General features: G+C 66.5%; 22 protein-coding genes. 12 read left to right on the plus strand and 10 right to left on the minus strand.

Annotation, left to right across the window (positions count from 1 at the left end; translation table 11 throughout):
- Positions 1 to 16: 16 nt before the first annotated feature.
- The 6 genes from ASPHE3_RS22040 to ASPHE3_RS10240 form a co-directional block, all read right to left on the minus strand.
- Positions 17 to 199 carry a hypothetical protein gene (locus tag ASPHE3_RS22040; protein WP_013601153.1) on the minus strand — a complete coding sequence of 61 codons (183 nt, stop codon included), beginning with the start codon at positions 197 to 199 and terminating at the stop codon, positions 17 to 19.
- Between the two features lie 167 nt (positions 200 to 366).
- Positions 367 to 579: a hypothetical protein gene (locus ASPHE3_RS10220; RefSeq protein WP_013601154.1), complete on the minus strand. Its 213-nt coding sequence runs from the start codon at positions 577 to 579 to the stop codon at positions 367 to 369.
- A 348-nt stretch (positions 580 to 927) separates the two neighbouring features.
- The gene (locus tag ASPHE3_RS10225) at positions 928 to 2379 is read right to left on the minus strand and encodes a phenylacetate--CoA ligase family protein (protein WP_254362837.1); all 1452 of its coding nucleotides are present in this window, start codon (positions 2377 to 2379) and stop codon (positions 928 to 930) included.
- Positions 2315 to 2575 (minus strand): SHOCT domain-containing protein, encoded by a 261-nt coding sequence (locus tag ASPHE3_RS10230; RefSeq protein ID WP_013601156.1) that lies wholly within the window; start codon positions 2573 to 2575, stop codon positions 2315 to 2317. The genes ASPHE3_RS10225 and ASPHE3_RS10230 overlap by 65 nt, the downstream gene beginning before the upstream one ends.
- 186 nt (positions 2576 to 2761) lie before the next feature.
- Positions 2762 to 3193 carry a hypothetical protein gene (locus ASPHE3_RS10235; RefSeq protein WP_013601157.1) on the minus strand — a complete coding sequence of 144 codons (432 nt, stop codon included), beginning with the start codon at positions 3191 to 3193 and terminating at the stop codon, positions 2762 to 2764.
- Positions 3194 to 3259: 66 nt separating this feature from the next.
- Entirely contained in the window at positions 3260 to 4102 is an 843-nt protein-coding gene (locus tag ASPHE3_RS10240) for a hypothetical protein (protein ID WP_013601158.1), read from the minus strand.
- 240 nt (positions 4103 to 4342) lie between these two features.
- On the opposite strand from ASPHE3_RS10240, the gene ASPHE3_RS10245 reads away from it, so the two are divergent.
- Positions 4343 to 5209, plus strand: a complete 867-nt coding sequence (locus ASPHE3_RS10245) for a universal stress protein (protein ID WP_013601159.1) — start codon at positions 4343 to 4345, stop codon at positions 5207 to 5209.
- Between the two features lie 73 nt (positions 5210 to 5282).
- Entirely contained in the window at positions 5283 to 6875 is a 1593-nt protein-coding gene (locus ASPHE3_RS10250) for a DUF4389 domain-containing protein (RefSeq protein WP_049786057.1), read from the plus strand.
- Here the strand turns inward: ASPHE3_RS10250 and ASPHE3_RS10255 are convergent.
- Positions 6865 to 7332 carry a hypothetical protein gene (locus tag ASPHE3_RS10255; RefSeq protein ID WP_013601161.1) on the minus strand — a complete coding sequence of 156 codons (468 nt, stop codon included), beginning with the start codon at positions 7330 to 7332 and terminating at the stop codon, positions 6865 to 6867. The two genes, ASPHE3_RS10250 and ASPHE3_RS10255, sit on opposite strands and share 11 nt — an antisense overlap.
- Positions 7333 to 7445: 113 nt before the next feature.
- On the opposite strand from ASPHE3_RS10255, the gene ASPHE3_RS10260 reads away from it, so the two are divergent.
- From ASPHE3_RS10260 to ASPHE3_RS10270, 3 genes are read left to right on the plus strand one after another with little or no spacing between them, the layout of a single operon-like run.
- Positions 7446 to 7904 (plus strand): universal stress protein, encoded by a 459-nt coding sequence (locus tag ASPHE3_RS10260; protein WP_013601162.1) that lies wholly within the window; start codon positions 7446 to 7448, stop codon positions 7902 to 7904.
- A gap of 32 nt (positions 7905 to 7936) precedes the next feature.
- Positions 7937 to 8926: a polysaccharide deacetylase family protein gene (locus ASPHE3_RS10265; RefSeq protein ID WP_013601163.1), complete on the plus strand. Its 990-nt coding sequence runs from the start codon at positions 7937 to 7939 to the stop codon at positions 8924 to 8926.
- Between the two features lie 15 nt (positions 8927 to 8941).
- Entirely contained in the window at positions 8942 to 11725 is a 2784-nt protein-coding gene (locus tag ASPHE3_RS10270) for a cation-translocating P-type ATPase (protein ID WP_013601164.1), read from the plus strand.
- Positions 11726 to 11738: 13 nt separating this feature from the next.
- On the opposite strand, the gene ASPHE3_RS10275 is transcribed toward ASPHE3_RS10270, so the two are convergent.
- Positions 11739 to 12371, minus strand: coding sequence for a hypothetical protein (locus tag ASPHE3_RS10275; RefSeq protein WP_013601165.1), 633 nt, complete (start codon positions 12369 to 12371; stop codon positions 11739 to 11741).
- Between the two features lie 243 nt (positions 12372 to 12614).
- Here ASPHE3_RS10275 and ASPHE3_RS10280 point away from each other — a divergent pair, with 243 nt between their 5' ends.
- The gene (locus tag ASPHE3_RS10280) at positions 12615 to 13163 is read left to right on the plus strand and encodes a hemerythrin domain-containing protein (RefSeq protein WP_013601166.1); all 549 of its coding nucleotides are present in this window, start codon (positions 12615 to 12617) and stop codon (positions 13161 to 13163) included.
- Positions 13164 to 13231: 68 nt separating this feature from the next.
- On the opposite strand, the gene ASPHE3_RS10285 is transcribed toward ASPHE3_RS10280, so the two are convergent.
- A complete protein-coding gene (locus ASPHE3_RS10285; protein ID WP_013601167.1) occupies positions 13232 to 13714 on the minus strand; it encodes a universal stress protein in 483 nt (160 codons plus the stop codon).
- 305 nt (positions 13715 to 14019) lie between these two features.
- On the opposite strand from ASPHE3_RS10285, the gene ASPHE3_RS10290 reads away from it, so the two are divergent.
- Positions 14020 to 14700: a response regulator gene (locus ASPHE3_RS10290; protein ID WP_167536978.1), complete on the plus strand. Its 681-nt coding sequence runs from the start codon at positions 14020 to 14022 to the stop codon at positions 14698 to 14700.
- A gap of 72 nt (positions 14701 to 14772) precedes the next feature.
- Here the strand turns inward: ASPHE3_RS10290 and ASPHE3_RS10295 are convergent, their stop codons facing one another.
- Positions 14773 to 16455 carry a GAF domain-containing sensor histidine kinase gene (locus ASPHE3_RS10295; protein ID WP_013601169.1) on the minus strand — a complete coding sequence of 561 codons (1683 nt, stop codon included), beginning with the start codon at positions 16453 to 16455 and terminating at the stop codon, positions 14773 to 14775.
- A 260-nt stretch (positions 16456 to 16715) separates the two neighbouring features.
- On the opposite strand from ASPHE3_RS10295, the gene ASPHE3_RS10300 reads away from it, so the two are divergent.
- The 5 genes from ASPHE3_RS10300 (at position 16716) to ASPHE3_RS10320 (ending at position 22221) form a co-directional block, all read left to right on the plus strand.
- Positions 16716 to 17177, plus strand: a complete 462-nt coding sequence (locus tag ASPHE3_RS10300; RefSeq protein ID WP_013601170.1) for a pyridoxamine 5'-phosphate oxidase family protein — start codon at positions 16716 to 16718, stop codon at positions 17175 to 17177.
- Positions 17178 to 17206: 29 nt separating this feature from the next.
- Entirely contained in the window at positions 17207 to 18082 is an 876-nt protein-coding gene (locus tag ASPHE3_RS10305) for a universal stress protein (RefSeq protein WP_013601171.1), read from the plus strand.
- A gap of 24 nt (positions 18083 to 18106) precedes the next feature.
- Complete coding sequence (locus ASPHE3_RS10310; RefSeq protein WP_013601172.1) at positions 18107 to 20617, plus strand: HAD-IC family P-type ATPase; 2511 nt, start codon at positions 18107 to 18109, stop codon at positions 20615 to 20617.
- Positions 20618 to 20688: 71 nt separating this feature from the next.
- The gene (locus tag ASPHE3_RS10315; protein ID WP_041652081.1) at positions 20689 to 21702 is read left to right on the plus strand and encodes a zinc-dependent alcohol dehydrogenase family protein; all 1014 of its coding nucleotides are present in this window, start codon (positions 20689 to 20691) and stop codon (positions 21700 to 21702) included.
- 96 nt (positions 21703 to 21798) lie between these two features.
- A complete protein-coding gene (locus ASPHE3_RS10320; RefSeq protein WP_013601174.1) occupies positions 21799 to 22221 on the plus strand; it encodes an Hsp20/alpha crystallin family protein in 423 nt (140 codons plus the stop codon).
- The last annotated feature ends 52 nt before the right edge of the window (positions 22222 to 22273 follow it).

Consider the following 22273-nt stretch of genomic DNA (forward strand, 5'->3'; position numbering starts at 1 on the left):
CTGATGCTGGGGCGGCTTAGCGCCGCCGGAGCATTCCCATGATCCTGCCGGCGACTCCGCCGGTCCTGGCTCCCGGGGCACCGGTCGTGCCCGGCGTGCGTCCCGGGGCGTTGAGGCCGGACCCGCGGACTGTCCCGCTTGTCCCGGTCCTGCCGGAGAATCGTCCAGCGGCATTCCTGATCATGCTTCCCAAGTTCATGTGAAACTCCTTCAGTAGTGATCCTGCCAACCGATATTTATCAGCCTGCTTAGTATTTTAGCCTAGTTCCGGGCTGAGTCGAAGGAGAATGCCGTAATCCACGCTGATTGACGGACGCGCGGTTGCCCCGCGGCCGGGGCACGCGTCCGGCCGGCAAAGGCGCTCACTCAGTGCAGCAGCCATGACCCGTCCTGCGGCGGCTCCGGCCTTCGCCGGAGCTTGCGGACCAGGACAAGGAACGGCCACGCCAGCAACTGCAGGAGGCCTGCCGAGATCAGCAGTCCAACAACCAGGACAAGGACCGGCGAATACAGCAGGAAGACCCCTATGGCAGCGGCGATGTATCCGCCGACGAGAGCCAGAACAGTCCCGGTATCCATGGAAACTCCTCACACGTGCCTGCATCGGCCGGATCGCAGGAATGGCCAGCAGAAGAGGTGTGGCGGAGCTTGAATCCAGGTCATTGACCAGGGGATGAAAGGCATTCGAGCGGCCGCCAGGCATCCCTTCGGAATGCTGGGATGTGTGATCCAATCTGCAAACGGCGGCCGCATATTTCCTAACGGTGGTCCAAGGGTACTCCGCCGGGGCAGGGCGGAAAAGGAAACAAGTCCGGCGGTGCAGGCAGGTGCGCTCCGATGTGTCCCCACAGGTCCGGAGTCTTCAGACCGGACCTGTGGCTGGCAGATTTCCAGTGGGGCCCGGCTGCTGATTCCTACTCCTGGTGCTCAGTGCCCCAACCGGCGAACGTAGGGGGCCTTTCCCAGGCGTGTCCGTTCCAGCCGGTCCACCACTGCCACGTCCACGGAGGTCTCCACCACCCCTGCTTCCGCAAGGGCGGCCTCCACGGCCGTCCGCACTCCTTCAACTGTGCTGCCCGCCGCAAGGCCAGCAAGGAGAACCCGCAGCCTGCCAGGTTCCTGGACCACCTGCCAACCGCCGGCTGACTGCTGGTCCAGGACGTGGTGGAACACAATGGGATGGACGGTGGCCGTTCCCCCTTTTCCGGGCAGGGTCAGCACATCCTCGAGCCGCCCCTCGATGTCCTGCAGCAGGGTGAACGACCGGCCGCAGGCGCAGCCGCGTCCACCCAGCGTCACGCTGTCCGAAATCTCGTAGCGGATGAGCGGCAGCGTACGCGAAAACAGGACAGTGACCAGGAGCTTTGCCGCGGTGGTGCCCTGCGGAACCGGCGCCCCGTCCCTGTCTACCGGCTCCACGATGACCAGGTCCTCGTAGAGATGCCGGTTGCGGTACGTGCAGGGTGAGGCGAGGCCGGCCGTTTCGGTGGCGGCATAGACGTCGAAAGGGGCACTCCCCCACGCCTTTTCCATCTCCCGGGCGGCCAGGGGCGTCAGCACCTCGGAAGCCGACATGACAGCCTGCGGCGAAATCTGCAGCCGCCCTGCCAGCTGCTCGGCCGCCAGCGGACGAAGTGCCGACGCATAGCCCACCAAGGCTCTGGGCTGGAACCCGTTCAGTTCGGCCACGGTCTGGGCAATTGGTGCCGTCACGTCCAGGCGGATGGTGGGGACGAGCCCGGAGCGCAGTGAAGCACCCACGACGGCCGACTGGTGCGTGGGCACCCGGGAGCTGACGAGGGCTACCTTCAGTGGGCGGCCCACGCCCGCCGGGATTCCGGCCCAATCGTTGGCGCGGGCGTAGGAGGCCAGCACCGTGGCCCATTCGGAGCGGTTCCAGGCGAACGTTCCCCTCGGTCCTGCCGTCCCGGCGGTGGCAGCTACCCACCAGCGGCCGCGCCACGGCAGGCCCGGATCGCCGTCGTGCTCCGCGAGGTCCCGGAGATGCTGCTCAAGTTCCGCCAGGCGCAGTCCGGGGGCGGTCACGGCCTCGTCGAAATGCTTCATGAGTGCCGCTTTGGTCACAGGGGGCAGCTGCTCAAGGGGCGCATCGTGGAGGCCTGCGTGGTGACGCCGGTAGAACTCGGATCCCGCATACGCCGCGCGCCGCAGTTCCTTCAGGGCCTGTTCCTGATGGGCGGCTATCCGGGCGGCGTCCCACCGGTCCCGCCGCCGCCAGGCAGCGCGAAGGAACAGCACCCGGGAAACGAGGCGGAGGTCCATGGCGATCGGCCCGGCAGGGGCGGCAAGCCGGTCAGGCGCCCCGGGCGCGGCGAAGGGCAGTGAGGCGCGCCGTGTACTCGCTCTCGTCGATTTCACCGCGGGCAAACCGTTCCGCCAGCAGTTCCTCCGCGCCGCCAATGCTGTGGCCGCTGCCGCTGTTCCTGCGGCTGCTTCCGGACATCGAGCGGGCGAAGACGACGATGGCGGCAATGATCGCGCCCCAGAACAGAATGAAGCTCAACACCATAAGGATGTATCCCCAGGCGCCCATGTTGCCGTCCCAAAACATCATTGCCGACCCCTTCCCCCGACCCATTGCCGCGGGTGTTCCCTGACTATCCCGCCACCCGGGCCCGCTCGCCAGAGTCTTTCGTCCCCTGGGATGCGGTTTTGTCCTGCCCGCGCCAGCCGTGAAAGGATCCGCCGCCGCACGCATGGATCAGGGAAGCAGCCGCCCGGAGCGGGCGCAGTTGCCGGCTCAGCGCTCCAGGTCGTCGGGTTCGAACTCGCTGAGCGGGGAACCGCCAAAGTTCTCCGTATCGTCACTGCCTTCGGACTCGTCCCCGGTGGGGTCTTCACCGAAATCCACGTCAGCAACAGCCTCACCCAGGGTGGGCGTCACCGGGGCGTCCCCAGGCGCCCCGGATTCATAGCGTGCCTGGGCAGCTTCGTCCCGGAAGGTCTGGTCGCTAATGAAGTCCTCCTCTTCTCCGGAAACTGCCTCGTCCTGGAGCAGCGGGTCTTCCTGCCAGCGGTCCGGGTTGTTCTCTGCGGCGCCGGGGTAGCTGTCCGGCTCGCCTTTGACGGGGTCGAGCTCAAGGGAGGACGCCGCACCGGGCGCCTCGTCCAGGAGCACGTCGTCATCCTGGACAACTTCCAGCTCGTCGTCGGGGAGGTTCTGTTCGGTCATGATGATGCCTTTCCCTTGGTCAGCCGTGCGAACAATAGTAAGCATACTGAGCAAGTGGTGGGGGCGCTAACTTCTTCGCTCCGCGGCCTGGTACTCTCCCGCGCCGGCCGGACCGGGTTCGCCGTCCACCTGGAGCCACCGCAGGTGCACGGCTCCGAGGACAAGGAAGAGCAGTGACAGGACCAGCCAGGACCAGAAGGCTGCCGGGTCGAACTGTCCGCCGAACAACTGCTTTGCGGGCTCAGCCGCCGCCAGGGGCAGGATCAGCGTAAAACCCAGAACGTAGGCGGCAGGCAGCAGCAGGAGCCCCTGCTTCCTCCGACGGAAAGCGGAAACAGCCAGGATAAGGAACGCCGGCATGATGAGGCACAGGTCAAGGATGAACACCGAATAGATCGTCTCGATCTTCTCCCGGGCCGCCATCAGCGGCAGCAGCATGCCGATCCACAGCGGGTAGAACATCAGGGGCTGCAGCAGCGCCCCGGACGCTGATGCAAGCCGGACACGCTTTGGCAGGTTCACCCGGCCTGTTCTCCTGGACAAGGCAAGGGCCTGGTACACCAGGGCCCAAAAAGCTGCCGCGAAGATGGCCATGTAGACCAGGTAGAGCCCGTTGTAGACCCGCTCGATGACGTAGATGCCGTAGGCATAGGCGAGGTATCCCAGCAGCCCAAGAGCCACCAGTTCGAGCTTCGGGCGGAAGGTCCTTGCTGCCCATGCCACATACAACAGGACGACGGCGGCCGCCACGGACATCGCGTCCTGGGAGTAGGTCCCGGGAAGGTAGGGCTCCTCCACAAGTCCGTCGTAGAGGGCCGGGTCAGCGACGCCAAGTCCGGCTGCACCAAGCGTCAGCAGTGCCGCGACGGCCCAGACGGCGCGCCGTGCGGTAGAGCCATGTTCCGTCATTATCCGTTTCCTCCGATTGCTCCGCCCCACGGTCAGCGTCCCACGCGGCCAGGTCCTGCCACAGGGCCCAAGGTCCCCACCCCGCTGCCGTCCAGGGGGACCGTGACTTTTGGCCCTACAAACTGCAGGGGACGGACGCCAGTCTTGTACAGCAGGGAGACCCCTGAATGCCGAGGGGTGCCGATCCGCGGGTTCCTAACGCCCTGTCGACCCGCCAGAGAAGAACCAGGAAGCCCGGCCATGACAACTCGCAAACCAATCGCCGTCGCCACCAACGACTCCCCGCAGAGCCAGGCGGCGGTGCTCTGGGCAGCGCGCCGGGCGGAACGCGCCGGCGTGCCGCTGGTGATCCTCCATGTGGTGGATGACCGGTGGGTCGCCGAACCCTATCCCTGGATCGGCGTCCTCGAGGAGGCCGGCGACCGTCTCCTCCAGACCGCCGCCGGACGTGTCCGGGACGCGTTCCCCATCACCATCACCACCAGGCTCCTCACTGGAAGCATTGGCGGTTCACTGGCGAAGTACTCGGGCAAAACGTCCATGCTGGTGATTGGCTCCGGCACAGGCCACCTTGGCGGTTCGCTGGCCGACCGGGCACTCCAGGTTGCCGCCTCCGCCAAAGTCCCCGTCGCCGTCGTCGGAACCCAGGAACTTGGCGGACGGTCCGGTGTGGTTGTTGGCGTGGACGGGTCGAAGGAGGCCACCCAGGCCGTCGCCTTCGCGGCAGCGGAGGCGGACCGGGAAGATGACGAACTGACCGTGGTCTATGCCATCAGCGCTCCTGACCGGGTTGCCGATGCGGGCCTGAGCTCCGCCAGCCTCGCCGAGCTCATTACCGAAGAGGAACGGCTGGTCCTCGCGGAAACCGTCGCCGGGCTCAAGGAGGACTACCCGGGCCTGCGGGTGAACCAGGTGCTGGAGACCGAAAGGGGCCCTGTGGAAGCGCTGGTTGATGCCGCCCTCCACGCCCGGATGCTCGTGGTGGGTAGCCGGGGCCGCGGCGCCATCAAACGGCTCCTGCTCGGCTCCACAGCCCACGGGGTACTCAAGCACCTGCCGTGCCCCACCGTCATTACGCGGATCCAGGCCGTCAAGAACAAGGTTTGAATCCGGCCCGTGGCACTGCCCCCAAGGCTGCGCCACGCCGTACTGCCCCTACTCCTACTTCCGGGTTGGCATCATGAAAAAGACCGCTTCAGTAATAATGCTCGTCCTCGGGATCCTCATCTCGCTGGTTGGGCTGGCTACCTTGGCCGGAGGTGTGGCTGCATCCGTGGTGGGCTCCGCCCAGGGCGACGGCTACATCACCTCGGGCACCGCCCGGCTTTCCGTGGGATCTCACGCCCTCACCACACCGAGGCTTGACGCCGTGGGCGAGGGCGTCCCGCCCCGCCTGCCATTCGACGTCGGGACGCTCAGGTTGAAAGCCTCGTCCGTGGATCCCGGTAAGGAGATTTTCATAGGCATTGCCCCGCAGGACGACGTCGAGCGGTACCTTTCAGGTGTGCACCACTCGGAACTGCTTGAGGTGGACAGCCGGCCGTTCCGGGCAGAATATCGTGACATTCCCGGTACCAACACGCCCTCACCTCCGGCCGGGCAGGACTTCTGGAGCGCCTCCGTCTCCGGGCCGGGCGAACAGGAGCTCACGTGGGATCTTGCCGCCGGCAGCTGGGCCATCGTCATCATGAACGCGGACGCCAGCCTTGGTGTTGATACCCAGGTCCAGGTTGGTTTCCGTTCCGACCTGATCCGGCCGGCGGCAACAGGACTGCTGGTTGGAGGGGCTGTGGCCCTTGCCATCGGGATTCCCCTGCTGATCCTGGGAGCGGTGGGACTGGGCAGGCATACAGGGCCGCACTCCCAGGGACCGGGAGCACCGCCCCCGGGTAGTGTTCCCCCGCCAGGCTATCCTTCGCCCGGCTATACGGCACCAGACTACCCGGCGCCCGGCTACCAGCAGCCCGGCTACCCGGCGCCCGGCTACCAGCAGCCCCAGCCACCCGCCCAGCACCGTTCCGCTGAAGCGGCCGACCGTGCCCCCTACCCGGCCCGGCTCTCCGGAGAGCTGGATCCCGCCCTTTCGCGGGCAATGTGGCTGGTGAAGTGGCTCCTGGCCATTCCGCATTTCATCGTGCTTGTTTTCCTGTGGTTCGCGTTCATTGTGGCCACGATCGTCGCCGGATTCGCCATCCTGTTCACGGGACGGTATCCGCGGGCACTGTTCGACTTCAACGTCGGGGTGATGCGCTGGAACTGGAGGGTGGCTTTCTACGCGTACGCCGCAGCAGGCACGGACCTCTACCCGCCTTTCACGCTGCGCCGCACCAACTATCCGGCCGACTTCGAAGTGGACTACCCTGAACGGCTTTCCCGCGGTCTGGTCCTGGTGAAATGGTGGCTCCTGTCCTTCCCGCATCTGCTCATCGTTGCTGCGCTCGCCGGGACAACGTGGACCTGGCAGGCAGAAACCGATGACCTGGGCACCACCTATGAACGCGGAACGGGCCTGTCCCTGCTGGGGCTGCTGGTCCTGGTGGCCGTGGTGGCCCTGCTGTTCACCGGGCGCTATATACGGCCGCTGTTCGACCTGATCCTGGGCATCAACCGCTGGATCTACCGCGTCATGACGTACACCGCCCTGCTGCGGGACGAATATCCGCCCTTCCGGCTGGACCAGGGCCCGGCCGATCACCCGCGCCCGCTGGAAGAGGCACCGCAAGAGGCAGCCCCTTCAAACGCCGAACCACAACCCGGACCTGCTAACCCCTGACCGGACGCCACCCTGAGTGCCAGAAGGAACGCGGATAATCCCTGGCCAGCAACCTGGCGAGACCCAGCGCCATCAGCGGGTTCGGGAGTGTCCACACGCCCAGCGGCGTGATGGCCAGCAGGAAGACGATCGCGCCAAGGAGGCCAAGTTTCACCCCGCGTCCATGGCTGAGGATCAACAGGCCCACGGCTATTTCGCCGGACGCCGCCAACAGCCCCACAACCGCCGGCGCAGCAGCCACCACCTGGCCAAAGAACCACGCGTAAAGGGGGATCAGCGGCGCGTCAGTGCCCATCGCCACGAACATCTCCGGGTTCACGACACTGAGCAGGGCGTTAACCCCCAACGCCATGATGATGAAGAAGATGCCGGCAAAGATGCGTGCGCCGTTGGGGCGGAGAAAGCAGAAAGCCAGGAAGGCCAGGCAAAACACCAGCCAAGGGATGAGCTGTTCCATGCCTCCACTCAACCCCCGCCGGGCCGGCCGGTGCAGTGACTTTCGGCCCTACCCCGGGCCGTTGCGTCCGGACATGATTGCCAGTGACCGCACCGGTCACCTGAGGAGTTGAGATGAGTACTGCTGGAGCACCATTCGCCCGGATTGTTGTGGGGGTGGACGGATCGGAGGCCTCCATCGAGGCACTGCGTGAGGCCCAACGCCTGGCGGTGCCCCTCGGCGCCAAGGTCATGGCCAACGCCTACTGGGATTACCCCCAGGTGTACACCGGCTACGTGATGATGGGCATCGAAGGCTTCGAGGAACGCGCCGGGGAAATCCTCGACGAAGCGGTGAAAACCGCGTTTGGCGGGGACACGCCGTCGAACGTCATCTCGAACCTGGTCCGCGGCCACCCGCGGGAATCGCTGATTGAAGCCAGCCGCGACGCCGACATGGTGGTGGTTGGGCGTCGCGGCCATGGCGGCTTCGGCGGGCTGCTGCTGGGCTCCGTGAGTTCTGCCCTGGTGGCGCACGCACATTGCCCGGTCCTGGTGGTCCACACGCCGGAAGAACGGCCGAAGGACTCGTAGGCAGGCCCGCGCGGGCAGGAAGGTATCAGGCATTGACAACTGCGCTGCAGGGCGGCCGACGGCGGGTGGTGGCCCTGGTGGTCGCCCTCGCCCTGCTGGCGCTTGCCATCGGGGTGGCCCTGTTCTTCCGGTCGCCGGGAGCAAGCCCGCCGCCGTCGGCTGCGACGGGATCTCCGGATTCCTCCAGCAACGCAAGCCCCGGTTCCAGTGCGAGCACCGTGCCCGGCACGGAAACGCCCAGCGCCGCTCCCTCCGTGCCGCAACCGTCCAACCCCGCAACGGAAACACCGGAAGCCGGCCAGAACCCGGTGCAGCCGCCGGTCACGGTGCCGCCTGTCCCGGAGCCACCGGCGGAACCGCCTCCACCGCCCGCGGCACCCTTCCCCGCGTCGCTTCGGGGCCAGGACCTCACGGTCATTCCGGGTGCCGGCCGGGTGGTGGCGCTGACTTTCGACGCCGGCGCCAACGGTGCGGGCCTGCCAAAGATCCTGTCCGCCCTGTCCGCGAGGGGAGTTCCTGGCACCTTCTTCCTGACCGGGAACTGGGCGGAGGCAAACCCGGACGGAGTACGGCAGATTGTGTCCGCCGGCCACCGGGTGGCCAACCACTCCATGACGCATCCCGGTTTTACTGGCCTCAGTGATGCCCAGATCGGCCAGCAGGTCCGCGGGGCAGAGCAGGTCATCCTGGCAGCCGGAGCCGACCCCAGGCCGTTGTTCCGCTTCCCCTTCGGAGAACGCGATGCCCGCACCATCGCTGCCGTGAACAACGCCGGCTACGTGGCGGTCCGCTGGACGGTGGACACGCTGGGCTGGAAGGGTACCAGCGGCGGCGTCAGCGTGCAGGTGGTCGCCGACCGGACGCTGGCCGGCCTGCAGCCGGGTGAAATCGTCCTCATGCACATTGGCTCAAATCCCGACGACGGCACGACTTTGGATGCCGACGCCCTGCCCGCCATCATCGACCGGATCAGCGCCGCGGGGTACGGGTTCGTCACCCTCGATACGCTGCTGGCCCCATAGACAAGAAGGGCCACCATGGAAAAAACCAGGCCGCCAAAACCGGCCGGCAAAAAATCCCTGCCGGCGCCGAATGGAACCAGCGACCCGGCACACCACGGCCTCCCCCTCCACGAGGTGGTCCTGCTGCTCGAGACGGACCCCGTACGGGGTCTTGCAGAAGGCGAGGTGTCCCGGCGGCAGGCCCAGTTCGGCGCCAATGTGCTGCCCCGCTCCCGGCGCGGGGGCATCGCCCGCAAACTCGCCCGGCAGTTCAACAATCCGCTGGTCTATGTGCTGCTGGCCGCGGCGGCAGTCACCCTGGTCCTTGGCGAGTACCTGGACTCGGTGGTCATCCTCGCCGTCGTCCTGGTGAACACCATCATCGGCTTTGTCCAGGAGGTCCGCGCGGAAGCCGCCCTGGACGCCCTGCACTCTCTGGTCCGGACCCGTGCCGTTGTCATGAGGGACGGACAGCGGCAGGAGGTCCCCTCCGAGGACCTTGTCCCTGGCGACCTTGTACTCCTCGAAGCGGGCGACAAGGTTCCGGCGGACCTCCGCCTGGTCCGGCTGTCCGGCCTCCGGGCCGACGAATCGGCGCTCACCGGCGAATCGGAGGCAGTGGCCAAGGACGAGGTGGTGCTTCCCCCCACCACCCCCGTGGCGGACCGCCGCAACATGGTCTACAGCGGCACCCTGGTGACTGCGGGCACCGGGACGGGCGTCGTGGTGGCAACCGGCGGCGAAACCGAACTCGGCGAAATCCACCGCCTCATGGGTTCCGTCCAGACGGTGGCAACGCCGCTGACGCGGAAACTTGCCCACTTCAGCACCACCCTCACAGTGGCCATCCTTGCCCTTGCCGCGGTGGCATTCCTTGCGGGAGTGGCACGCGGCCAGCAGCCGGCGGAAATGTTCACGGCCGCCGTCGCCCTGGCCGTGGGGGCGATCCCGGAAGGCCTGCCGGCTGCCGTCACCGTAACCCTTGCCATCGGCGTCCGCCGGATGGCCAGGCGCCGGGCCGTGGTCCGCCGCCTGCCGGTGGTGGAGACACTCGGCAGCACCACCGTCATTTGCTCCGACAAGACAGGAACGTTTACGGAAAACCAGATGACGGTGCGTGCCCTCTGGACCCCGTCGGGCAGTTATAAGGTGACAGGTTCCGGCTATGGCCCGGAGGGCCTGATCATCGCCGCCGGCGCCGCGCAGCATCCGGGTCCCGAAGGAACGACGGCGGGGCAGGACGCCGCACTGTCCTGGTCCCTTCTTGCCGGTGCCGCCTGCAATGACGCCAAGGTCATCAGGGAAGGACACAATTGGCAGGCCCAGGGGGATCCCACCGAGGCCGCCATGCTGGTGGCCGCCGGAAAAGGGGGCGTGGGTGCGGAAGACTTCCTGGCCGCCAGTCCCCGCGCGGGCACCCTGCCGTTCACGTCAGAGCGCCAATACATGGCAACACTCCACCTGCCCGGGCACCAGGAAGGCAGCGGCGGCGAAGCCGGCATTGTGCTGGTCAAGGGTGCCGTGGAGCGGGTGCTCGACCTCTGTGCGGTCCAGATGGACAGCAACGGCGGCAGCAGGCCCCTCGCGAAGCAGGAGGTCCTTGACGCTGCCCACGGTTTCGCCGGTACCGGCCTGAGGGTGCTCGCCACTGCCATGGTCCGGATCCCTCCGGGCACCCGGCTGACCTCGGAGAACCTCCGCGGGACCATGACGCTGACGGGACTCCAGGCGATGTTCGACCCGCCGCGGGAAGCGGCGGCGGCTTCCGTCAAGGCCTGCCATGAGGCCGGGGTGGCAGTCAAGATGATCACCGGGGACCATGTGGGCACAGCAGCCACCATAGCGCGGGCCGTGGGGCTGGCCTCGGACCGGGCGGACGGAACGGCCCTGACGGGAACCGAACTGGATGCCATCCCCGCGGCCGAACTGCCGGACGCCGTGGAGCGGGCCACCGTCTTCGCCCGCGTCTCCCCCGAGCAGAAGCTTCGCCTCATCGGAGCCCTGCAGTCGCGGGGGCACGTGGCCGCGATGACCGGTGACGGCGTCAATGACGCACCGGCCCTCCGGCAGGCCAACGTGGGCATCGCCATGGGACGGTCCGGAACGGAAGTGGCCAAGGAGGCGGCGGACATCGTCCTGACCGACGACGACTTCGCCACGATTGAGGCGGCGGTTGAAGAGGGCCGCAACGTCTTCGACAACCTGACCAAGTTCATCGTCTGGACTCTGCCCACCAACATGGGCGAGGGCCTGGTGATCCTCGTGGCGATCCTGCTGGGCGCCACCCTGCCGGTCCTGCCCACCCAAATCCTGTGGATCAACATGACCACGGCCGTCGCCCTGGGCCTGATGCTGGCGTTCGAGCCGAAAGAACCGGGCATCATGTCCCGTCCGCCGAGGGCCCCGGACCGCCCGCTCCTGACGTGGACCTTGACCCTGAGGATCCTGCTGGTCTCCACCCTCCTGGTGGCCGGAACGTGGTGGATCTTCGAACTCGAACTGGCAGGCGGAGCGTCCCTCGCCGAGGCCCGGACCGCGGCGGTTAACCTCTTCGTGGCCGTGGAATTGTTCTACCTCTTCAGCTGCCGCTCCCTCACCAGGTCCGTCTGGCGAATCGGGCTCTTCAGCAACCGCTGGGTCATCCTGGGCGTCCTGGTCCAGGCGGCAGGACAGTTCGCCATTACGTATACGCCCCTGATGAATGAGCTCTTCCACACCGCGCCGATCGGCCTGGAGACCTGGCTGCGGATCGTGGGCATCGCCGTGCTGGCTTCCCTGGTGGTGGCCCTGGACAAGCGCTTCCGGCGCCATACGTTCTAGGTAACAACCGGCATCAGGCCTTCGGCAGGATGCGGACCATCACCAGACCCGTCACCAGGGCCATGGCCACCGCCATGAAAACGGCGGCCACCACCCCGATGGCAGCCGAAAGCCACGGGTCCTGGCCGGGCTGCCACAACGGGGTGGCCACCGCCATGAAAACTCCAAGCCCCGCAGCCCAGGCCGCCGCACTTCCGGCCACCCACCGCCATGCACGCGTCACGTGGCGCCGCAGCTCAAACCACTGCGCCAGGCCAATCGAGAGCAGGAGCAGCACGGCTGCCGCGGTTCCCGTGGCAGCCTGCGCTGCCGGCGGCCACTCCTGCCAGGCCTCGTTGCCAAAGGACAACAGCCCCAGTGCCCACGCCACAACCGCTGCGGCGGCGGTGAGCAGAACCCAGCGCCGGGTGCGCACGGCTGGCAGCCGAGTCCTGAGCACGCGCACCTGGAACAGGCCCAGGACCGCTCCCTCCACAAAACCGGCAAGGACCAGCAGCGGAACCTGCCCGGCCGGCCACAGCGCAGCGGCCATCAGCTGTGCAACCGCAGGGGCAAGGAAACCAAGGCTCTCGCCCAGGCTCACCCAGCCCACCCAGCGGGCAAGGAAAGCGTTCCTCCGCGTCACGACGGATTGCTCAGCGGCCACCGGGCAGGGTCCTTCCTTCACATTCATCCCAGACTGCCTGCTGTAACCGGCGGACAACAGTGCCAAAAGCCCCGCCGGAGCGTGCTCCCCCCGGACTGCCCGCTCCGTACGCCCCTGCCCCTTTCGTTGCCAAGTGCGGGACTTATGGCTCTGACTCCAGCCGCGCCGTCCATTCCATAGTTGATCCAGGAACACCTTCCCGCGTCCGCCTGTGGCCGGGCGCGGCAAGGAGCCTGCATCAACGTGGAGAAGGAAGGAATCATGGACAACAACGTCAAGGACCCTTCAGCCGAGGCGGAGGCGCTGCAGGCTGTGGAACGTCACCACGCCGAGATGCTCAAGCACCTCAACGGCCTGGTGGCCCTGCTGACGCAAGCTGTTGAAGCAGGCGACACGGCAGCCGGGGAAACGGCCCAGGCAACACTTCTGGACTGGTGCGACAGCCAGCTCATTCCCCATGCGCTGGCGGAGGAGGGCCCTTTGTACAGCGGGCCGGGTGCCACCCCGGAGGGGCGGCTCCTGGTGGAAGGGATGCTGGCCGAGCACAAGGTGATTGTGGGCCTTGTGGAGGAACTGCGCACGGCCAACGGGATTTCCGCCGTGGTGGCCGGCGCGGCCATTCAACGGATGTTCGGGATGCACTTGGACAAAGAGAACCGCCTCCTGATGCCTTTCATCGTCGCTTCACCTGACCTTTCGCTTGCCGATTCGGTGAAGGGGCTGCACGAACTGGTAGGCGGGAGCGCGGGCCACCATGCAGGAGTGCACGACGGCGGCCCGCACCATCACTGACGCGCGCGGCCACTGACCCGCGCGGCAGCTGGGGGACGCGCCGCACCTGAGGGACGCGCCGCTGCGGGCTACCGTCCGCCGTCGTGCTTCTCCTCCGGGGCGTGCTTCCCTTCCGGGGCATGGACCACCAGGACGGGGCAGTGGGCGTGGCTGACGCAGGCTGAACTCACGGAGCCGGGGACAAAACGTCCGTGACCCCGCCTTCCGACGATGAGGAGCGCGGCGTTCCGGCTTCCTTCAATCAGTTGCTCCTCGGGCTTGCCGCGCAACAGCCGGGGCCGCACGAACGCCGGCAACTCCCCGTGGAAGGCCTCGGCAAGCGCCTGGTCCAGGGACTGCCTGGCTGCGTATTCGAATCCCTCGATCCCCACCGCCAGGTACAGCCCGAATCCGGGTGGAACATCCCAGCAGGCCCAGGCCTCCACTGATGCTTCCAGCGGACCGGCCAAGGCAGCCGCGGTACGGAGCGCAGCAATTGAAGCACCGGAACCGTCCACTCCCACGATGATTTTGGGGTGCTCTTCTCCGGCATCCATGATGTGCGGCTCCATTCTCTCTTTCTGGCCTGCTCCAACAATGGGCAGGGTTCGGGGCCGCGGGTAGGGCCTAAAGTCATCTTGGCTGGTCGGCTGGCTGGTTGGCTGGTTGCCCGCCTGATTGCCTGCCTGGATGCCTGCCTGGCAGGCCGCAATTACTACAGTCGTTGCCGGGTAACGGCGGTTGTATGATCAGGACTCCAGACTTTGGTCCCTTCCGGCTTCTCTGCACGGAAGGAAAAATGGGGCCTGACCCCTTGGCGGGGGCTGGCTCGCACACCAGTGCAGGTTTTGTCCTTCAGAAAACGGGAGAGCGTAGGGTGCAAAGGCATGAATCAGGCTCGGACGGAGCCGAAGATACCCGTGGGCCGCTGCGCGTGTTCATCCTCGATGACCACGAGCTTGTCCGGCAAGGGCTGAGGGACCTGCTGGAGGGTGAAGGGTTCGTGGTGGTTGGCGAAAGCGGCTCGGCCGCGGAAGCCACGCGCCGCATACCTGCCCTGCAACCGGATATTGCAATCCTTGACGGCCGGCTTCCGGACGGCACCGGCATCGAGGTCTGCCGGGATGTGCGCTCGTTCGATCCCCGCCTGCATTGCCTGATCCTGACCAGTTACGACGACGAGCAGGCCATCCGCGGCGCCGTCCTGGCCGGCGCGTCCGGGTACGTCCTGAAGCAGATCAGGAGTGACGACCTCCTGGCGGGGATCCGCAGGGCAGCAGCGGGTGAATCGCTGTTCGAGCCCGGCGTCAAGGAACGGATCGTCAGCGGCCTTTCCAAGACTCCAACCGATCCCCGGATGGAAGGGCTGAGCGCCCAGGAGAAAAAGGTGTTGACGCTGATCGGCCAGGGATTGACGAACCGCCAGATCGGCGAGGAACTGTTCCTGGCAGAGAAGACCGTCAAGAATTACGTGTCGTCGATCCTGGCCAAGCTCGGCTTCGAGCGGCGCACGCAGGCTGCCGTCTATGTGACCAGGAGCGGGCAGGACGCACAATAGGCCGGCAGGCGAGTGAACGCGACAACGGCCGGGCAGCTGAAGCTGCCCGGCCGTAGTCCGTTCCGCGGGAGGCTATTCGAGGTTGGCCGTCCACACAATCCGCGTTCCTTCCCCAGCCGCACTCCGGATGATGCAGGTGCCGCCCAGCAGTTCGGCCCGGTGCCGCATGTTGGCCAGTCCGCTGACCCGCGCCGGTTCCTCGAAGCCGCAACCGTTGTCCTGGATCACCAGTTCAACCTGCTGCTGGTTAGTCGAGACCGTGAGCCCGATCTGGTCCGCCCCGGAATGCCGGACAGCGTTGCTCAGGCCTTCGGAGAGCACCGAGAGCAAGTGGCCGGCAACGCTTTCAAGAACCACATCGTCCACCGGCCCGGCAAAGGCCACCTGCGGCGCCACGCTGTGGTTGCGGGAGGTTTCCTGGACCACTTTCAAGACGCGGCTGGTGAGCGGTTCCCGCTCCACCTCCCCTGTCCGCAGCGAGTAGATGGTGTCCCTGAGTTTCCGGATGGTGTCATCCAGTTCGGAGGTCACTGCCGCAATCCGCTCATGGGCAACGGGATCAAGGATGTAGCGCCGCAGGCTCTGGATGCTCAGCCCCGAGGCGAACAGTCGCTGGATGACCAGGTCGTGCAGGTCCCGGGCAATCCGTTCACGGTCCGTAAACAGGAGGTTCTGTTCACGCAGGGCGTGGACGCGGGCCAGGTCCAGGGCCAGGCCCACCCTGCTGCCGAACAGCGAGCTGGACTCCACCTCAGCCTGGTTGTACGTAGCCGATCCCTGCGGGCGGGCGAGCAGCAGCACGGCGTTTTCCGAGCTGCTGTGTCCGATCGCGCACACCAGCACGGACCCCAGCTTCTCCGCCACTTCGTCGACGAAAACCTGCCGGGCATCCCGCGCCACGAGTGACTCGCCCGTCTCCACAACCCTGGACACAACGTCGGAAGCGCCAATCTCCTCGCCCGCCTGCAGGCCCTGGACCCCAAGGGAGGACCGGCAGCGAAGAACGCCGTCGCCGCCAGGAACAGCAATCACCGCAAGGGCGGAATCCGAGATTTTCAGGGCGGTCTCGGCAACGAGGTCCAGGTTGTCCGCATTTTCAGGATGCGGCGTCATGATCAGCCTGCTGCTCAGCTCCATTCCGGCCTCAAGCCATTTCTGGCGCCTCTTGCTGTCCTCGAAGAGGCGCGCGTTCTGGATGGCCACACCGGCAGCCGCGGCCAGCGCTACGGCAAGGTCCTCATCCTCCGGGGTGAAGTCCTGCCCGCCGTCTTTTTCCGTCAGGTAGAGATTCCCGAATACCTCGTCCCGAACACGCACCGGCACCCCCAGGAAGGTGCTCATCGGGGGATGGTTTGGCGGAAACCCGGAGGCGATGGGGTTCTGGCCGAGGTCGTGCAGCCGCAGGGGCTGGGGCTCGCGGATCAGGAGTCCCAGCACGCCGTGCCCTGTGGGCAGGTCACCGATGGAGCGGATTTCCTCGTCTTCAATACCTACCGTGATGAAGTGGCTGAGGCTGCGGTCCTCACCGATCACGCCCATGGCCCCGTACTTCGCGCCCACGAGGCCACAGGCAGACCGGACCAGCCGGTCCAGGACTGCCTCAAGGCTCAGATCCTCGGCGAGGGCCACGACGGCTGCCAGCAGGCCGTTCATCCTCTCCTGGGTCTGCAGCAGCTCATCCGCCCGGGCTACAAAGTCCCGCAGGAGGTCCTCAGCCCTTTCCTTCATGGGAGAGCGCGACGGCTCAGTGCTCATGTCCGACCTCCTGTTGAACTGCCGGCATCCATGCCGGCGTCCCTGCCGGCCCTCAGCAGCGCTGCCTGCGGCCGGGGAGGTTAGTCCCCGGCAATGTCCACTCGCCTGAGCACGAAGTGGTGTCCTGGGACCAGTCTAGGAGAAAGGTTTGAGGCTTGAAACGTCCCATTACCAAAGATTCGCTAAATTCCTGCTCAACATGGTGCGCTGCGGGACCTTCTTCCCTATGCCGCCGGGACTCCCCGTCCTAGGCTACGGCCATGGATACAGCAGCATCAGAGCCGGAAGCGGAAAGCCTGGGAGTCCACGATTGCTGGAGGTACCTCCGGTCGACGTCGATCTGCAGGATTGCCTTCGTGCACACCGGCAAGGTGGAAATCTTCCCGGTCAACTACGTGCCGAGCAACGGGACTTTGCTCGTTCGCACAGGCAGGGGAACCAAGCTGGACGCAGTAAAGGAACGGACGGCCGTGTCACTGGAAGCTGACGGGCTGAACCAGTACGGCACCATCGCCTGGAGCGTGGTGGTGAAAGGCCACGCTGCTGAAGTCCACGACGCTGAAGAGTTCCAGGACGCGGCCGACGCCGGGCTGTCACCGTGGCAGGCAGGGCCGAAGAACAGCCTCATCCGGATAACGCCCGAGGAGATCACCGGCCGGCGGTTTGTCATCGCGCCGCCCAACAGCTGGTGGGCACCGCAGGAACCGGCAGACAGAGCCTGAAACCCCGACCAACGCCAGGAAGGCAACCCATGGACGCAACCAAACCCATCGCCGTCGGGCTCACCGACTCCTCCCCTTCCAGTGCCGCCCTGCTGTGGGCAACGGCCCGCGCCCGCCGGCTCAAGGTGCCGCTGGCAGTGGTGCATGTGCTGGATGACCGATGGATGGCGGGCGAGGCCCTGGAGGCCCTGCCCTACATCGACGTCCTGCGGAAATCCGGGCTGGACATGCTTAAGCAGGCCGGTGACCGTATCCGGGCTGAGGAACCTGATGTGCAGGTGACAACGGAACTGTTGGAGGGCAGCGTGGGCGCCGCCCTGGGTGACTACTCCCGGAACGCCTCCATGCTGGTACTGGGCAGCAGCGGCCATTCACGCGGGGCGCTGACGGACCGGGCCCTCCAGGCCGCCGCCACGGCCGAATCCCCCGTGGCGGTGATCGGGCCGGGCCAAGCCGACGGACATGGCGTGGTGGTGGGCGTGGATGGGTCCAGGGAGTCCACCCAGGCTGTGGCCTTTGCAGCCGCCGAGGCGGACGCACTGGGCGAGGAACTGACCGTCCTTTACGCCTTCACCGGTCCCAACCGATGGATCAAGGCCGGACTGCCGTCCAGCACTTTCGCTGAACATGTGGTCGAAGAAGAACAGATCGTGTTGTCCGAAACGGTGGCGGGACTCCGCCAGGACTACCCCGGCCTTGCCGTGAATGGAGTCCTTGAGACGGTCATGGAGCCCGCCGATGCCCTGGTCCAGGCAGCCTCCGGAGCCAGGCTGCTGGTCCTGGGCAGCAGGGGCCGGGGAAGCTTCAGCAGGCTGCTCCTGGGGTCCACGGCGCACGCCGTCCTGACCCAGCCGCCATGCCCTACGGTGATCACCCGGCTGAAGAAAACCCGGCAGGAAAAGTGACAGGCAGGACTCCCTGACCTCGTGATGTTCGAAGCCGGGGAAAGCAGCGCACGCCATCCGGCTCCGGCCACGCCCGGAGCCGGCCCTGCCCGGGAAGGCCTGTCCTCGGCTGAAGTCCGGCAACGGACGGAGGAGGGAAGGGTCAACCGCATCCCGGGCGCCACCAGCCGCAGCATCTGGGAAATTGTCCGTGCCAACGTCCTGACCCTGTTCAACGGCATCGTGGCGGGAAGCTTCATCCTGCTGTTCGTGCTGGATCAATGGCGGGACGCCCTTTTTGGCTTCTCGGCACTGGGGAACTCCCTGATCGGCATCATCCAGGAATACCGCGCCAAGCAGTCCCTGGACCGGCTCGCCATCCTCCACGCCGCCAGGAGCAGGGTCATCAGGGACAGCCTGCCCCGCCAGGTCCCGGCGGAGGAACTGGTCCCCGGCGATGTCGTGCTCCTCAGCGCCGGCGAACAGGTCAGCGCCGACGTGCGCCTCCTGGACGACGGATACGTGGAAGCGGACGAGTCGTTCCTGACCGGTGAATCCGAGCCAGTGCCCAAGTACCCCGGAATGGTGCTGCTGTCCGGGTCCCTGATCATGGAGGGCTCGGGCCAGGCAGTAGTCATCCGGGTGGGTCCGGACACGTTCGCCTACAAACTCACCGCTGAGGCCAAACGCTTCTCGCTGGTCACGTCCGAGATCCGCGCGGGGCTGGACAGGATTCTGGGCGTCATAACGTGGCTTCTGCTGCCCACCGCCCTGCTCGTAACCCATGCGCAGATCCAGAATGCGGGCGGCTGGTCCGAGGCGTTCACGTCCGGCCGGTGGATTCCGGCAGTCGTTGGCGTAGTGGCCAGCATCATCTCCATGGTCCCCCTGGGGCTGGTTCTGCTTACCAGCGTGGCCTTCGCGGTGGGCGGGGTCCGGCTGGCCCGCCACATGGTCCTGGTCCAGGAGCTCGCTGCCGTTGAGGTCCTGGCCCGGGTGGACGTCCTCTGCCTGGACAAAACCGGCACCCTGTCTTCGGGAGCCATCGCCTTCGACGCCGTCCATGATGCAGGTGTGCCGCCACCGGACGGGTGGAAGCAAGCCCTCGAATGGTTTGGCGCCAAGGCCGAAGCCAGCACCACCGCCGCATCCATCGGTGCGGCTTTTCCGGCCGGGAGAGTCCTGCAGGAGGCTTCTTCCGTGGCATTCACCTCAGCGCAAAAATGGAGCTCGGTGACCTTCCGGCCCGGTTCGGGCGCGGCCGGCACCTGGGTTCTTGGCGCACCTGATGCCGTCCTCAGGGGATCGCCCTCCCAGGACCACGCCCACGGGCGGGCCGCGGCGTTGGCGTCCACCGGGCTGCGGACGCTGGCGCTGGCCCACTTGCCGGGGCCGCTGCCCTCCGGAGCGGAAGGCGGCGCTTTGCCTTCCGGGCTGGTGCCGGCCCTGCTGTTGACCTTCCGTGAGGACATCAGGAGGGATGCGCCCGGAACGCTCGCGTACTTCCGGGAGCAGGGGGTCACCCTGAAGATCATCTCCGGCGACGATCCCCGGACCGTGGGGGTCCTGGCCCGCGAATTGGGCTTCGGACCGGAAACGACTGGTGCCCCGGCGAAGGGCAGCAGCACAGCGCAGGGCAGCAGTACGGGACAGGCTGGGGCATATGACGCCCGGGCCCTCCCCACCGACCCAGTCCTGCTGGAGGACGCGGTGGAGAACGTCCACGTCTTCGGGAGCGTCACGCCGGCCCAGAAACGCGACATGGTGCTGGCCCTGAAGCGGCGGGGACATACTGTCGCCATGACCGGAGACGGTGTGAACGACGTCCTGGCGCTCAAGGAGGCCCACCTGGGTATCGCCATGGACACGGCATCGCCAGCAACCAAGGCAGTAGCCCGCCTTGTCCTCCTTGACGGACGCTTCGACAGGTTGCCGGCAGTGGTTGCCGAGGGCCGCCGCGCCATCAGCAACATCGAACGGGTTTCCATGGTGTTCCTCAGCAAGACTGTGTACATCACCATCATTTCGTTGACGTTCGCCCTGCTGCTGTGTCCCTTCCCCTTTCTTCCGCGCCAACTGTCCGTCCTTGACGGGCTGACCCTGGGCCTGCCGGCGTTCTTCCTTGCCTTGCAGCCAAGCGCCAGGCGGTACACACCAGGCTTCCTGAAGCGCTCGCTGGCTTTTTCGGTCCCGGCGGGGTTCTGCGCCGCATTGTGCGTTCTGGCCGTCAGCCTCTATGCCCACGCCGCCGCCAGGTTCAGCTCCGGGGAGATCCAATCGGCCGCGGTACTCACCCTTGCCCTGGTGGCGGCATGGATCCTCGTGGTGGCGTCCCGCCCGTTAACCCGGTCCAAGTCCCTCATCCTTGCCGGCATGTACGCCGGACTGGGCCTTCTGTTTACCGTTCCCGCGGTGAAGGAGTTCTTCAGGCTCGAGTGGCCGCCGCCGGATCTTCTGGCCGCCACCGGCCTGGTGGCAGTGGCGGGCGGAGCGGCCATCGAAGCCGCCGCCCGTTTCCAGCGCCGCCTTGCCGCTGCGCCGGCAAATGCGCGTTGAATGTGACCTTTGGCTCTGGGCCTGCCCCGCGAAAGCCTGCCAGTGTTGACGTACACGCATGAGGAGGAGACGTGCTCGCTTGGTGGGTGGGCCGGCCCGGTCCCATATCTACGCATCCCCTGGTCACGGGTACTCGCGAGGACCCCAGGCCCGGCGCCAAGGAACTCCTGGTCGAGGTCAGCGTCTGCGGCATCTGCCGGACTGACCTCCACTTGGCTGAGGGCGACCTGGAGCCCCGCCGCCCGGGAGTGGTGCCGGGACACGAGGCCGTGGGGGTTGTGGTTGAATGCGGCCCTGGCACGTCCCGGTTCATGCCCGGGGACAGGGTGGGCGTGGCCTGGCTGGGAGGCGTCTGCGGGACCTGCCCTTACTGCCGCCGCGGCGACGAAAACCTGTGCTCCGCGCCGGTCTTCACAGGCTGGGACAGGGACGGCGGCTACGCCCAGAAACTCGTAGTCTCCCAGGACTTTGCCTACCTCATTCCCGACGTGTTCACAGATGAACAGGCGGCGCCGCTGCTGTGTTCCGGAATTATCGGCTACCGTGCCTTGAAACGCGCGGGCATCGTGCCCGGAGGGCGCCTGGGCATCTACGGCTTCGGCAGCTCAGCGCATCTGACCGCGCAGATGGCGATGCACCAGGGCATGTCTGTCTATGTCATGACCCGCTCCGAGAGTGCCCGTGCCCTGGCCCGGGAACTCGGCGTGGAGTATGCCGGCGGCGCCCGCGACAAGCCACCGCAGCCGCTGGATGCGGCCATCCTTTTTGCCCCGGTGGGTGACCTGGTGCCTGTTGCCCTCCAGGCCCTTGATCGTGGCGGCACCCTGGCGATTGCCGGCATACACCTGAGCGACATTCCCTCCCTGAACTATCAGGCACACCTGTTCCACGAGCGCCAGGTGCGGAGTGTGACAGCCAATACCCGTGCGGACGGGCAGGAATTCCTTGCGCTGGCAGCCGAAATCCCGCTGGCGCCAACCACCACCACGTATCCGTTCGACGCCGCCGGGAGGGCACTTGAGGACCTTGCGGCGGACAGGATCACCGGATCCGCCGTCCTGCGGGTCCGTCCCGAAGGCGGCTAAGTGCAGGCTGGGACCTTGGACTCTGGAACCGCGCCCGAATGAAGCGGAAGGTGGAATTGCCGGGAAACCCGGAGAAAGTTTAAGCAGGAGGCAAGAATGACTGACCTGATGAAATGGTTTGATACCCGCCGCTCCCCCGTCGACCTGATCGAGCGGTTGTTCGAAGGCGAGACGGGGACGTCCGCCATCCGCGTTGAGGAACTGGTGGACGGCAACACCCTGGTGGTGCGCGCCGAGCTGCCCGGCATCGACCCGGAAAAGGACGTCGATGTGACAGTGTCCGACGGCGTGCTGGCCATTAAGGCACAGCGGCAGGAAAAGAAGGAACACAAGGAAAAGGACAGCTACCGTTCCGAGTTCCGCTACGGTTCGTTCGTGCGGCGGCTCCCGCTGCCTAACGGGGTCCAGCAGGCCGACGTTACTGCTTCATATAAGGACGGCGTCCTGGAGGTCCGGGCTCCCCTCCCCGACCAGGGGCAGGAGGCCGCAGCCTCGAAGATTCCCATCACCCGGGGCTGATGCCGGCGCCTGGTCCCGCAGCAGGGACCGCCCTGCAGCGGGACCAGGCACC

This window comes from Pseudarthrobacter phenanthrenivorans Sphe3 (assembly GCF_000189535.1).
Lineage (GTDB): Bacteria > Actinomycetota > Actinomycetes > Actinomycetales > Micrococcaceae > Arthrobacter > Arthrobacter phenanthrenivorans.

Coding starts and splice junctions, on each gene's coding strand:
- ASPHE3_RS10260 (WP_013601162.1), top strand. CDS start 7,446: ATGAGTACTGCTGGAGCACCATTCGCCCGGATTGTTGTGGGGGTGGAC.
- ASPHE3_RS10220 (WP_013601154.1), bottom strand. CDS start 579: ATGGATACCGGGACTGTTCTGGCTCTCGTCGGCGGATACATCGCCGCT.
- ASPHE3_RS10320 (WP_013601174.1), top strand. CDS start 21,799: ATGACTGACCTGATGAAATGGTTTGATACCCGCCGCTCCCCCGTCGAC.
- ASPHE3_RS10240 (WP_013601158.1), bottom strand. CDS start 4,102: ATGACGGAACATGGCTCTACCGCACGGCGCGCCGTCTGGGCCGTCGCG.
- ASPHE3_RS10230 (WP_013601156.1), bottom strand. CDS start 2,575: ATGATGTTTTGGGACGGCAACATGGGCGCCTGGGGATACATCCTTATG.
- ASPHE3_RS10235 (WP_013601157.1), bottom strand. CDS start 3,193: ATGACCGAACAGAACCTCCCCGACGACGAGCTGGAAGTTGTCCAGGAT.
- ASPHE3_RS10300 (WP_013601170.1), top strand. CDS start 16,716: ATGGATACAGCAGCATCAGAGCCGGAAGCGGAAAGCCTGGGAGTCCAC.
- ASPHE3_RS10255 (WP_013601161.1), bottom strand. CDS start 7,332: ATGGAACAGCTCATCCCTTGGCTGGTGTTTTGCCTGGCCTTCCTGGCT.
- ASPHE3_RS10245 (WP_013601159.1), top strand. CDS start 4,343: ATGACAACTCGCAAACCAATCGCCGTCGCCACCAACGACTCCCCGCAG.
- ASPHE3_RS10285 (WP_013601167.1), bottom strand. CDS start 13,714: ATGGAGCCGCACATCATGGATGCCGGAGAAGAGCACCCCAAAATCATC.
- ASPHE3_RS10270 (WP_013601164.1), top strand. CDS start 8,942: ATGGAAAAAACCAGGCCGCCAAAACCGGCCGGCAAAAAATCCCTGCCG.
- ASPHE3_RS10295 (WP_013601169.1), bottom strand. CDS start 16,455: ATGAGCACTGAGCCGTCGCGCTCTCCCATGAAGGAAAGGGCTGAGGAC.
- ASPHE3_RS10310 (WP_013601172.1), top strand. CDS start 18,107: ATGTTCGAAGCCGGGGAAAGCAGCGCACGCCATCCGGCTCCGGCCACG.
- ASPHE3_RS10305 (WP_013601171.1), top strand. CDS start 17,207: ATGGACGCAACCAAACCCATCGCCGTCGGGCTCACCGACTCCTCCCCT.
- ASPHE3_RS10250 (WP_049786057.1), top strand. CDS start 5,283: ATGAAAAAGACCGCTTCAGTAATAATGCTCGTCCTCGGGATCCTCATC.
- ASPHE3_RS22040 (WP_013601153.1), bottom strand. CDS start 199: ATGAACTTGGGAAGCATGATCAGGAATGCCGCTGGACGATTCTCCGGC.